The organism is Peterkaempfera griseoplana, from assembly GCF_001418575.1.
GTDB classification, from domain to species: Bacteria; Actinomycetota; Actinomycetes; order Streptomycetales; family Streptomycetaceae; genus Peterkaempfera; species Peterkaempfera griseoplana.
This window is the reverse complement of sequence record NZ_LIQR01000012.1, coordinates 1-11,037: the sequence shown is the minus strand read 5'-3', so window position 1 is coordinate 11,037 and position 11,037 is coordinate 1. Positions and strand designations below refer to the sequence as shown.

9 protein-coding genes and 1 pseudogene are annotated in these 11,037 nt (G+C 75.6%); 4 read left to right on the top strand and 6 right to left on the bottom strand.

The genetic code is table 11. The features are described 5' to 3' along the window. A partial coding sequence (locus AOK09_RS01035) for a GH1 family beta-glucosidase (RefSeq protein ID WP_055585161.1) occupies positions 1-1,276 on the bottom strand: 1,276 nt, incomplete at its 3' end. A 179-nt stretch (positions 1,277-1,455) separates the two neighbouring features. Here AOK09_RS01035 and AOK09_RS01030 point away from each other — a divergent pair. Beyond that, entirely contained in the window at positions 1,456-2,376 is a 921-nt protein-coding gene (locus AOK09_RS01030; protein ID WP_055585160.1) for an alpha/beta fold hydrolase, read from the top strand. Between the two features lie 7 nt (positions 2,377-2,383). Here AOK09_RS01030 and AOK09_RS01025 read toward each other — a convergent pair whose 3' ends face one another. Beyond that, complete coding sequence (locus AOK09_RS01025) at positions 2,384-4,717, bottom strand: GH92 family glycosyl hydrolase (protein WP_055585159.1); 2,334 nt, start codon at positions 4,715-4,717, stop codon at positions 2,384-2,386. Positions 4,718-5,043: 326 nt separating this feature from the next. On the opposite strand from AOK09_RS01025, the gene AOK09_RS01020 reads away from it, so the two are divergent. Next, positions 5,044-5,742, top strand: coding sequence for a phosphatase PAP2 family protein (locus tag AOK09_RS01020; RefSeq protein ID WP_063795794.1), 699 nt, complete (start codon positions 5,044-5,046; stop codon positions 5,740-5,742). Between the two features lie 9 nt (positions 5,743-5,751). Here AOK09_RS01020 and AOK09_RS01015 read toward each other — a convergent pair whose 3' ends face one another. Then, positions 5,752-8,301, bottom strand: a complete 2,550-nt coding sequence (locus AOK09_RS01015) for a SpoIIE family protein phosphatase (RefSeq protein ID WP_055585158.1) — start codon at positions 8,299-8,301, stop codon at positions 5,752-5,754. Positions 8,302-8,468: 167 nt separating this feature from the next. On the opposite strand from AOK09_RS01015, the gene AOK09_RS01010 reads away from it, so the two are divergent. Further along, on the top strand, positions 8,469-8,954 hold the full coding sequence (locus AOK09_RS01010; RefSeq protein ID WP_055585157.1) for a hypothetical protein: 486 nt from the start codon (positions 8,469-8,471) through the stop codon (positions 8,952-8,954). Between the two features lie 18 nt (positions 8,955-8,972). Here the strand turns inward: AOK09_RS01010 and AOK09_RS01005 are convergent, their stop codons facing one another. Both AOK09_RS01005 and AOK09_RS01000 read right to left on the bottom strand, forming a co-directional pair. Further along, complete coding sequence (locus AOK09_RS01005; protein ID WP_055585162.1) at positions 8,973-9,437, bottom strand: PPOX class F420-dependent oxidoreductase; 465 nt, start codon at positions 9,435-9,437, stop codon at positions 8,973-8,975. Positions 9,438-9,506: 69 nt separating this feature from the next. After that, positions 9,507-9,956: a MarR family winged helix-turn-helix transcriptional regulator gene (locus AOK09_RS01000; protein ID WP_055585156.1), complete on the bottom strand. Its 450-nt coding sequence runs from the start codon at positions 9,954-9,956 to the stop codon at positions 9,507-9,509. A gap of 79 nt (positions 9,957-10,035) precedes the next feature. Between AOK09_RS01000 and AOK09_RS00995 the strand changes: the two genes are divergently transcribed. Next, entirely contained in the window at positions 10,036-10,542 is a 507-nt protein-coding gene (locus AOK09_RS00995) for a GNAT family N-acetyltransferase (protein ID WP_107101202.1), read from the top strand. Positions 10,543-10,587: 45 nt separating this feature from the next. On the opposite strand, the pseudogene AOK09_RS00990 reads toward AOK09_RS00995, so the two are convergent. After that, a pseudogene (locus AOK09_RS00990) lies at positions 10,588-11,037 on the bottom strand (serine/threonine protein kinase); the annotation flags it as partial.

Here is an 11,037-nt window from a genome sequence, read left to right as displayed (position 1 = left end):
CGTAGTCGACATGGACCAGGCCGAAGCGCTGGTGGTAGCCGTCGGACCACTCGAAGTTGTCCAGCAGCGACCAGACGAAGTAGCCGCGGACGTCCACGCCGTCGGCGATCGCCCGGTGCAGCGCCCGCAGATGGCCGTCGAGGTAGTCGATACGGGCGGTGTCGCGGACCCGGCCGTCGCCGTCCACGGTGTCCTCGACCGAGCAGCCGTTCTCGGTGACCAGGATCGGTGGCAGGGCCGGGCCGTACCGCAGGTGCAGACCGGTGAGCAGGTCGTGGAGGCCGTCCGGGACCACCGGCCAGCCGAAGGCGGTGGTGGGCACCCCCTCGATCGGAACCATGTCGAACGGCAGGCCGGTGCCGGGGGCGGCGGCCGCGACCCTGGTGGGGTTGTAGTAGTTGACGCCGAGTGCGTCCAGCGGGGCGCTGATCGTCTCCAGGTCGCCGTCGCGGATCCAGGGCGGCTCGGCGGGCAGCCCCACCGCGGTCAGGTCGGGGTGGCTGCCCAGCAGGACGGGGTCGTTGAACAGCCGGTTGTGGAAGGCGTCGTAGAGGGCCGCGGCGGCGGTGTCCTCGGCCGAGTCGCTGGCCGGCACCACGGGGGTGCAGTTGTTGGTCAGCATCACCTGGCGCGCGCCGCGTGCCCGCAGTGCGGCGACGGCCAGGCCGTGGCCGAGGAGCTGGTGGTGGCCGGCGGGCAGGGCGTCGAAGAGCAGGGCGCGGCCGGGGGCGTGGGTGCCGAAGGCGTAGCCCTCGGCCATGTGGACCAGCGGCTCGTTGAGGGTGATCCAGCGTCCCACCCGGTCGGCGAGCCGTTCGGCGGCCAGCGCGGCGTACTCGGCGAAGCGGTGGGCGGTGTCGCGGTCCAGCCAGCCGCCGCGGTCCTCCAGGGGTTGCGGAAGATCCCAGTGGTAGAGGGTGGGGACGGGTTCGACACCGCGTTCCAGCAGGGCGTCGACCAGCCGGTCGTAGAAGTCCAGCCCCCTGGGGTTGGGGGCGCCGCTGCCGCCGGGCTGGACGCGGGGCCAGGCGATGGAGAACCGGTAGGCGCCCACGCCGAGGCCGCCGAGCAGCGCCAGGTCCTCCGGCCAGCGGTGGTAGTGGTCGCAGGCGGTGTCGCCGGTGTGGCCGTCGCGGACCCTGCCGGGGGTGTGGGCGAAGGTGTCCCACACGGACCGCCCCCGGCCGTCCTCGTCCACCGCTCCCTCGATCTGGTACGCGGCCGTGGACACGCCCCACAGGAAGCCCTCGGGGAACGCCGGCAGTCCGCTGGTCATCGCGCCTCCTCGCCCGGAGCTGGGTGCGGCTCAGCCTAGGGCCGGCGTGCGGGCGCGGGCGAGACCCCCGGCGTCCCGGGCGACGGGCCGGCCGCCGCCGGGGAGAGCGGATACGTGCGGGGTACAGGTTCGCGGCGAACACTATTGGACTCGGTGTCGACAAGGGGTAGGTTCGCGGAATGACCCCCACCGCCGTACGCCGCCGTACCGTCCACTCCGCCGGACTGCCGCTCGCCGTGGCCGAGCAGGGGGACCCCGGACGGCCCACCGTGCTGCTGGTGCACGGATATCCGGACACCCATCGGGTGTGGGACCGGGTCGCCGACGAGCTGGCCGCGGACCACCATGTGGTCCGCTACGACGTCCGCGGCGCCGGCGACTCCGGCGCTCCGCAGGACCGCTCCGGCTACCGGCTGGAGCTGCTCGCCGCCGACCTGCTGGCGGTGGCCGACGCGGTCAGCCCGGACCGCCCGGTGCACGTGGTGGCGCACGACTGGGGCTCGCTGCAGTCCTGGGAGGCGGTCACCGCGCCCGGCGCGGAGCTGCGGATCGCCTCGTACACCAGCATCTCGGGGCCCTGCCTGGACCATGTCGGCCACTGGTACCGCGAGCGGCTCTCCCACCCCACGCCGCGCCGGCTGGGGCAGCTGCTCGACCAGTCGCTGCACTCCTGGTACATCGCGGCGTTCCATGTCCCGGTGCTGGCCCCGGCCGTGTGGCGGCTGGGGCTGGCCAGGGTCTGGGGGAGACTGCTGGCCCGCGCCGAGGGGGTGCGCCCGCGCCCGGGGCATCCGCAGCCGACGCTGGCCCGGGACGCGGTGCGGGGCATCGAGCTGTACCGGGCCAACTTCTTCTCCCGGGTGGCCCGTCCGGGCCGCCGCAGCACCGCCGTCCCGGTTCAGCTGGTCACCCTGAGCGGCGACCGTTTCGTACGGCCCGCGCTCTCCGAGGGCCTGGAGCGCTGGGTGCCCCGCCTGGAGCGGCGGACGCTGCGCGCCGGCCACTGGTCGGCGTTGCTGGAGCGGGCGCCCGAGGTGGCGGAGCTGGTCCGGGCCTTCACGGCCCGGGCCGGCTCCGCAGGCCGCGACCAACGGGACTGACGTAGCGTCAGCGACGGGGCCAGGGGCGCTGGCCGGTGGCGTCCGACGGCGGCGCGGAGGCGGCGCCCCAGCCCTTGGCCGGGGTGGCGCCCAGGGTGAACGCCAGGGTGCGCCCGCGCAGTTCGCGGAAGGTCAGCCAGGGCCGGGGGTGCGACCGGCCGCCCAGGGTCAGCGCGTGCACATACGGGCCGCCCGCCGAGGCGCCCCGCCCCAGCACGGTGAACGGCGCAGCCCCCGGCTGTGAGACGGTCACCTCGGGGAAGGCGGGACTGCCCAGCACCAGCAGGTCGGAACCGGGCACCGCGGGGTAGAGGCCCAGCATCGACCAGACGTACCAGGAGCTCATCGCCCCCAGGTCGTCGTTGCCGAACTGGCCGCCCGGGGTGTCGGACCAGAGTGTGCGCTGCACCCTGCGCACGGCCCGCTGGGTCTTCCAGGGCTCGCCGGTCCAGTCGTACTGCCAGGGGATGCCGATGCTGGGCTCGTTGTTGAGGTCGGCGGTGGTGGGGGTGGGCCGGCGCAGGTCCCTGAGCAGGGAGTCCAGATAGGCGCTCCAGGCCCTCCTGCCGCCGCGGCCCTCGATCAGCCGCCGCAGGTTGAAGGCGACCATCGGGGTGTACTGGGCCGAGGTGCCCTCTACGAAGCCCCGGGTGGCGCCGGGGGTGAAGCCGGGGGCGAACCCGCCCGCCGCCAGCCGGGGCTGGAGGTAGCCCGAGGCCCGGTTGAAGAGGTTCTGCCAGTCCTGGGCCCGGGTGGCGAAGCGGGTGTAGGTGGCCCGGTCGCCCAGGGCGCGGGCGAAGGCCGCGACGGCGTAGTCGGCGTTGTCGTACTCCAGCTGGGTGGAGACGGTGCCGTAGAAGTGGCAGCAGCCCCAGTCCCTGCCGTCGACCGGCAGATAGCCGAGCCGGTCGCGCACCGCCTGCCCGGGTCGCGCGTGGTTGGGGCCCACGGCTTCACGGACCATCACCGCCAGGGCGCGGCGGGCGTCGAAGGAACGCGCCCCGAAGGCGTACGCCCCGGCGATGATGCCGTCGGCCGGGTCGCCGATCATCACCCAGCTCTCGCCGTTGTTCTGCGCCCACTTGGGCAGCGAGCCGCCCTGGTCGAAGTCGCGCAGCATGGAGGAGACCATGTCGCTCGCCACCGCCGGGTCCACCAGCGCCATCAGCTGGGCCTGGGTGCGGTAGGTGTCCCAGCCGGAGAAGTTGGCGTACTGGGCGTGGCCCCGGGGCACGGTGTGGACCTTCCTGTCCATGCCCGGGTAGCGGCCGTCGGTGTCACTGAAGACGTTGGGGTGCAGCAGCGCGTGGTAGAGGGCGGTGTAGAACTGCACCTGCTGGTCGCGGGTGCCGCCGGTCACCCGCAGCCGGCCGAGCACCCGGTTCCAGGCCGCGTGGGCGGCCCCCTCCAGACCGTGGACGTCCCGGTTCGCGGCCTCGCGCCGCAGATTGCCCAGGGCCCCGGCCCGGCTGGTGTACGAGATGCCGATGCGTGCGGTGACGGTGCGCCCGCCGGAGGTGTCGAAGGCGGCGTAGGCGCCGTCGGCGCCCTGGGTGTCGGTGCCGGCGGGGCCGTGGACGCTCTGCTGCCGGCGGCCGCGCCAGGTGCCGGCCGCCTTGAGCGGGCGGTCGAAGGTGATGGCGAAGTGCAGGGTGTAGGTGTTGTCGGCGCCGCAGAAGTGGCCGCTGCGCACCGACCCCGTGATCTCCCGGTCGGAGACGAAGCGGACCCGGGTGGAGTCGACCCGGGTGGCGCCGCCGCGCAGTTTCAGCAGCAGCCGGGCGTCCTTCCCGGCGGGGAAGGTGAACCGGGCGATCCCGGCCCTGGCGGCGGCGGCCAGTTCGGTGGTCACCCCGCCGTCGTCGGTGACCCGGTAGAGGCCGGTGCGTACGGTCTCCCGCCGGTGCGAGAAGCCCACCGAGGCGCTGCCGGGGTCGGCGGGCAGGCCGCCGGACACGGGCAGCAGCGGTACGTCCCCGGCCGCGGGGCAGCCGGGCCCGCTGAGGTGGGTGAGGCTGAAGCCGGAGAGCCGTCCGGCCGAGTAGCCGTAGCCTCCGCCGTAGGGCCGCAGGGGAGTGGTGTCCGGGCCCAGCTGCATCATGCCGAACGGCACCACCGGGCCCGGGAAGGTGTGCACCACCCCGGCGGTGCCGATGAGCGGGTTCACCAGCGAGGCGGGATCGGGCCCCGGCCCGGCGGCGCGGCCCGGGGCGGCGGCGGGCGCGGGGGCCGCGGCCAGCAGGACCAGCGCTGCGGCGCCCGCGCCGAAGGCCCGGCTGCTGCCGGAGAGCAGGGGGAGCAGACGCCGGTTGCCGGCGGCGGACGGCGGTGCAGCGGACATGGGTGTGCCTCCCCGGAAGCGACGGCCTTCCCGTCCGCGGTGCAGGCGGTCACGGGACACGGAGGCGCCCGGCGCACTCCTCGGGAGCACGCTAGGGCCGCCCCGGTACCCGGCCGTCCGGCACGCTGCGTGGCCACCGGCGGCTCACCCGGACGGCGGCGCTTCCCCGGGCGGACGCTCCGTCCCTGTGCGACCCTGCCCCGGAGGCGCTCCGGCGTGCGCTGCGCCGACCGGGTGGCGGTGGCCGCCCCCAGCGTCGTCTACATTGGCGTAGACGAATCGGTGTCGCCCGTCGGCGCCCGCACCCGAACGGAAAGGCAGCACCCATGGCCCCGCGCACCGCGACCGCGCTACGCCGGGCCTTCGCCGTCGCGCTGCCGGCCGCCGCCTTCGCGCTGCTCGCCCTGGCGGTGACGGCGAGGTCGGGGCACCCCTTCCCGGTCGACCGGGCGCTGCACGACTGGGCCGTCGCCCACCGCCCCGCCGCCGCCACGACCCTGGTCCGGCTGCTCACCGCGACCGGCACCGGAGCCGTCCCCTATCTGCTGGCCCTCGCCGCCGGCTGGACGGTCTGCCGCCCGGGCAGCCCGGCACGCCGCAGGACCACCGTCGCCGTGGCCTGCGCGGCGGTGCTGGCGCTCGGTCAACTGGTGCGCACCGCCGTGATGGAGGCGGTGGCCAGGCCGCGCCCTGCGGCGGCCGACTGGGCCGCCGCAGCCGGCGGCCACGCCTTCCCGTCCGGCCACACCACCACCTCGGCGATCGCCGCGGGTCTGCTCGCCTGGGCCGCGGTGCGGGCAGGCGGCCGCACCACCGGACGCGTCGTCGCCGTGCTCTGCGGCTGCTGGGCCGCCGCGGTCGGCGCCAGCCGGGTCTATCTGGGGGTGCACTGGCCCACCGACGTCCTCGGCGGCTGGCTGCTGGCAGTCGCCTGGCTGGCCGCGTCCCTGCCGCTGCTCACCGCCCTGGTGGAGCGGGAGTCGGTCGTGCCGCCCGGAAGTGACGACGAGTCAGTTCAACGGTGACCACGGGTCTCAGCGCCGGCGGCCGTTGCGCCCGTTGCCGGACCGATGGTGGTCCGCCCGCCCCGAAGGGACGGTGATCTCGCTCCACACCTGCTTGCCGCCGCCCATCGGCAGTGAGCCGAACCCGGTGGACACCGCCTCCACCAGCAGGATCCCCCGTCCTCCGGTGGCCTCCCAGCCGATGCTGGCCGGTTTGACGGGCGAGCGCGGCGAGGAGTCGGTCACCGCGATCCGCAGCCGGTCGGCGACATACGTCAGATCCAGCCGCACCGGCCCCTGGGTGTGCACCAGCGCATTGGTGACCAGCTCGGAGACGATCAGCAGGGCCACGTCCCGCTGGTCCGCCAGCCCCCAGGAGCCGAGCGTACGGCCGACGAAGCGGCGGGCGTGCGAGACCGCCTCGGGCAGTCGCCACACCGCCCAGCCCGCCCGCACCGGCAGCGATCCCACGCCCACGTAGCGCAGCAGCAGCACGGCGACGTCGTCGTCCCGCCGCTCGACCCCGCCGAGCAGCGCGTCGGCCACCAGCTCCACATCGCCCGGGTCGGTGCGGGCCAGGATGGCGCGGAGCTGGTCCAGACCGTCGTCCAGGGTGAGGCAGCGGGACTCCACCAGACCGTCGGTGGTGAGCACCAGCACGGTGCCCGGCATCAGCGCCAGCGGGGTGATCGGGTAGTACGCGTCGTCGTCGACGCCCAGCGGCGGTCCCCCCTCGGCGCTGACCACCTCGGTGGTGCCGTCCGGGAGGCGCAGCACCGGCGGGATGTGCCCGGCCCGCGCGCACCAGGCGGTGCCCTCCTCCATGTCCACCACCACGTAGCAGCAGGTGGCGAAGAGGTCGGTGCCGAGCCCCACCAGCAGCCGGTTGGCATGGGAGACCACCACGTCGGCGGGGTGCCCCTCCATGGCGTAGGCGCGAATGGCGGTCCTGATCTGGCCCATCAGTGTGGCGGCGACCGCGTTGTGCCCCTGTACGTCGCCGATCACCAGCGCCACCCGCCCGTCCGTCAGCGGGATGACGTCGTACCAGTCGCCCCCCACCTGCAGCCCGGCCGTTGCGGGGAGGTAGCGGGCCACGGCCGTGCCGCCGGGCAGTTCCGGCAGCCGCCGCGGCAGCAGACTGCGCTGCAGGGTGCCGATCAGCTCGTGCTCGGCGTCCAGCGCACGGGCCCGCTCCAGGGCCTGCCCGGCCAGTGCGGCGGCGGCGGTCAGCAGGGCCCGCTCGTCGGCGGTGAACTCGTGCGGCGCCGACCAGCCGAGCATGCAGCCGCCCACCATCCGGCCCGAGGACGGCAGTGGCAGCACCGCCAGCCCGCCGGGCCCGATGCCGGTCAGCGCCTCCTCCAGCGGCGCGCCCGCCGGCCAGTAGGAAGCGCGGCCCTCCCGCAGCGCGCTCTCCAGGGTGGGCATGGCACGGGCCGGGGCGTCCGGCCACTCGGTACGCCACTGGCCGCGCCAGATGTCCGGCCAGGCGTCGGGTTCGGGCGGGTCCAGCATGGTGACCACCAGCCGGTCCGCCTCCAGCTCGGCGAGCGCCACCCGGGCGGCGCCCAGCGGGTGGCGAAGCGCTGCCACCACGGCGCGTCCCACGTCCTTGACGGTGACGGCGGTCGCCAGGGTCGCCGCCAGCCGCCGCACCAGGGCGATGTCGTCGACGCCGGGGCGCATCCGGGAGGCGTCGGCGATGGTGCCCTCCAGCCGGGTGGGCGCGCCGTCGCGGCTCAGGGAGAGCTCGCTGTACATCCGCAGCCAGCAGAGCTCGCCGCTGCGGCGCCGGATACGGAACTCCAGGTCGCGTCCGGCGGCCCCGTGGCTGGGGTCCAGCGCGGACATCAGACCCGGGAGGTCCTCGGGGACGGTGAGCGCCAGCAGCGTCTCCACCCGGCCGTCGAACTCTTCCGGGGCCAGGCCGAACAGGTCCAGCACCCGGGCGTCGGCCTCCAGCAGGCCGGTGGTCAGGGTCAGCGAGAAGTGGCCGACGTCGGTGTCGCCGGTGCGTTCGCCGGGCGGCGGCAGGGTGCTGTCGGTGGCCATCCGCTCGGCGAACAGGGCCAGCACCCGCCGGTACTCCTCGTCGAACGGGGCCGGCCAGTCGTCCACGACCAGCAGACAGCCTCGGCCCGCCCCGCCGCCCAGCGGCAGCACGGCCAGCGACGCCCCCGCGTGCAGCACCGGCTCACCGGCGGGCGCCGCGGGCTCACCGCCGGGGGCCGCGACCACCACCGGTCCGGCGGCGACGTGCACCGCTTCGCCGGACGCCAGCCAGAGCGGCACCCCGGTGGCGGCCACCCTGGCCGGCGGGGAGTCCCCGGTGACGGGGTAGGAGCTCTGCAGTCCGTACACGCTGCGCGGGACGCCGGCCTCCTCGACCAGGGTGAGCTGGTCGGTGCGCTCACAGGGGGTGTACACCGCGGCCAGCGTCGCGCCCGTGCACACCAGCACCTGCTCGGCGAGGGACCGCAGCGGCGTCGCGGTGTCGAGACCGGCACGGAGCAGACTGCGGGCGAGTTCCGCGCGCAGCGTCCTTGTCCGGTGCCTCTCCGCCTGCTCGCCTCCCACCTGGTCATTACATCGCCTCGAGGCCGCCCCCGCAGCCGGATCCGCGGGTTGCACCCGCCCGGGAGCCCGCGCTCACCAGGGGCTCCCCGACCGGCCCGCACGGGGTGAACCACCATGCCGTCCGGCGCGTACCCAGGGACACGACCGTGTACGCGAGGAGGGCCGCGATGGCCGTCAGCCCGGCGATCCCCGCCACCGCCGCCCCGGCGCGCCGCCTGCAGACCCGGCTGCTGGCGGGCTCGGCGCTCTGTGCGGCGCTCGCGGGGGCCGCCTTCGTGGGGGGCACGCCGGGGTCCGCGGCCGGCCGGTCCGGGGCTTCCGCCGCTGCCCCGCCCGCCCCCGCGGTGGCGCCCGCGCCGGCGGACCTGGGCCGCCTGGCGGCGCTCTCGGGCTGCGCACTGCGCCCGGGCACCGCCAACGCCGACTTCCGGCAGGCGGTCTGCACCTCGCCCGCCGGTGGGCGGGTGGCGATGGTGGTCTTCACCAGGCAGACGGGGCTCGAGCAGTGGAAGGCCGAGGCGGAGAGCTACGGCCGCTACCTGGTGGGGCCGCGCTGGGCGGTGGGCGGGGACCCGGCCGCCCTGGCGCGGCTGCGGCTGCGGCTCGGCGGGGTGCTGGAGGGCTCCACCGCGCACCTGGGGCATCCGGGGTGAGGGCCCCGGCGGGGGACGCTATGCGTCCGACGGCGGGGGGAAGCCTCCGGTGGCGATCGGGCCCCACCGCTCCGGGGTGACCCGGATCAGGCACTTGCCCTGCCGGCGCATGGCCTCCCGGTACTCGTCCCAGTCCGGGTGCTCGCCCGCGATGCAGCGGTAGTAGTCGACCAGCGGCTCCAGGGCCTCCGGCAGGTCCAGCACCTCGGCCGCACCGTCGACCTGGACGTACGGGCCGTCCCAGTCGTCGGAGAGCACGCAGACCGAGACCCGGGAGTCCCGGCGGGCGTTGCGGGACTTGACCCGCTGCGGATAGGTGGAGACCACGATGCGGCCCTCGGCGTCCACTCCGCAGGCGACGGGCGAGGTCTGGGGGCGGCCGTCGGCCCGGGTGGTGATCAGCAGCGCGCGGTGCCGGGGGCGCAGGAACTCCACCAGTTCGGCGAGGTCGGGACGGTGTGCGGTAGCGAATCTCGGTGCCATGCCGAGCACGCTACCGCGACGGTCCCGCCGAGCCCCGCCGGACTGCCGCCGGCGGGGCGTGGCGGCAGGTCAGGCGGTCGGGCCGGGCAGCCCGGTCCCGCCGAGCCGGGCCAGGTAGCCGGCCAGCGAGGCCACCTCCCCGGGTGCCCACTCCTCGCCGCCGAGCACGGACGCCGCCAGCTGTCCGGCCGCCTTCTCGGCGTGCTGCAGGCGCTCCCGGCCGGCTTCGGTCAGTGCGGCGTAGGCGACCCGGGCGTCCCGCGGGTCCGGCTCCCGCTCCACCAGGCCGATCCGCTCCAGCGGGCCCAGTGAGCGGGTGACCCCGGACGCGGTGAGGCCCACGGCGGCGGCCAGGTCCACCCGCCGCATCCGGCCGCCGGGGGCGCTGCCGAGCTGCTGGAGCAGCACGAAGTCGGCGAAGCTCAGGCCGTGCAGCCTGCCCAGCTGGTTGTCGAACCGCTTGACCAGCACCGCCTGGGCCCGGGCGAGCCGCAGGCAGGTGTCCAGATACTCACTCATCGTGACCTCCTTGAGTACTCAAGCATGCCACAACCATTGAGTACTCAAGTAAATTTCCCGGGCGGGCATAATGGCCGCCATGTCCCAGCCCTCCGCCCCGTGCACCCTGCCCACCGAGCGTCTGGTGCTGCACGAGGTGCTGCCCGCCGAGGCCGCCCTGCTGATGACAGGGCGCACCGGCGACCGGGAGTGGCTGGGCGGCGTCCCGGGCGAGGGCACCCGCGAGGCCGCCGGACTGCTCACCCTGGCCGCCGACGCGGGCTGCCACACCCCCGGCTGGGCGCTCTACCGGATCGACCGCCGGGCGGACGGCCTCACCGTGGGAGGCATCTGCTTCCACGGACCGCCGCTCGACGGCGCCGCCGAGATCGGCTTCGAACTGGCCCCCGGTGCGCGCGGCCGCGGCTATGCCACCGAGGCGCTGCGGGCCCTGTCGGGCTGGGCACTGGGGCAGCCCGGGGTGCACCGGGTCACCGCCACCGCGGCGCCCGGCAATCTGCCGTCCCAGCGGGTCATGGACCGCGCCGGGTTCCTCCGTACCCAGGACGTCGGCGGACTGCGCACCTATGCGCTGAGCCGCAGCTGACGCGCCGCGGCGCCGCGGCGCCGCGGGGTCCGCTGCGGCCGGGCCTCAGGGACGGAACGACGCCTGCACGGTCTGGAAGTGTTTCCAGGCCTCCTGGTCCCGCTCCAGCGGCGCGGAGATCCACAGGTCGTAGGTGCGGCCGTGCTCCACCCAGCACAGATCACGGGTACGGCGCTTCCCGCCGCCGTCCCCCGCCCAGGTGAACTGCCACAGGGCGGCCGTGCCGCCGTGCATCACCGTCCGGCCGACCGTGCCGTCGTGGTAGCCGGGATAGTCCCGGGCGCCCCGGGCGGCCTGGGCGCTGAGGTCCGCCACCGGGCCGGCGGCGGTCCGGGCGCCGATGCGGACGCCCAGCCGGAAGACCCGGCCAGGGGAGTAGTAGAAGACCCTGGGCGGCTCCAGGGAACGGGTCCAGCCGTCGGGCACCTCCAGGGAGAAGCCCAGGGGGTCGCGGACCGCGGTGTATCCGGGCGGCACGGCCGGGTCGTCCGGCGG

What these genes read in the sequence shown, in the direction of transcription:
- AOK09_RS01005 (WP_055585162.1), bottom strand. Translation starts at nt 9,437, where the DNA reads ATGGCACCGAGATTCGCTACCGCACACCGTCCCGACCTCGCCGAACTG.
- AOK09_RS01030 (WP_055585160.1), top strand. Translation starts at nt 1,456, where the DNA reads ATGACCCCCACCGCCGTACGCCGCCGTACCGTCCACTCCGCCGGACTG.
- AOK09_RS01000 (WP_055585156.1), bottom strand. Translation starts at nt 9,956, where the DNA reads ATGAGTGAGTATCTGGACACCTGCCTGCGGCTCGCCCGGGCCCAGGCG.
- AOK09_RS01025 (WP_055585159.1), bottom strand. Translation starts at nt 4,717, where the DNA reads ATGTCCGCTGCACCGCCGTCCGCCGCCGGCAACCGGCGTCTGCTCCCC.
- AOK09_RS01020 (WP_063795794.1), top strand. Translation starts at nt 5,044, where the DNA reads ATGGCCCCGCGCACCGCGACCGCGCTACGCCGGGCCTTCGCCGTCGCG.
- AOK09_RS00995 (WP_107101202.1), top strand. Translation starts at nt 10,036, where the DNA reads ATGTCCCAGCCCTCCGCCCCGTGCACCCTGCCCACCGAGCGTCTGGTG.
- AOK09_RS01010 (WP_055585157.1), top strand. Translation starts at nt 8,469, where the DNA reads ATGGCCGTCAGCCCGGCGATCCCCGCCACCGCCGCCCCGGCGCGCCGC.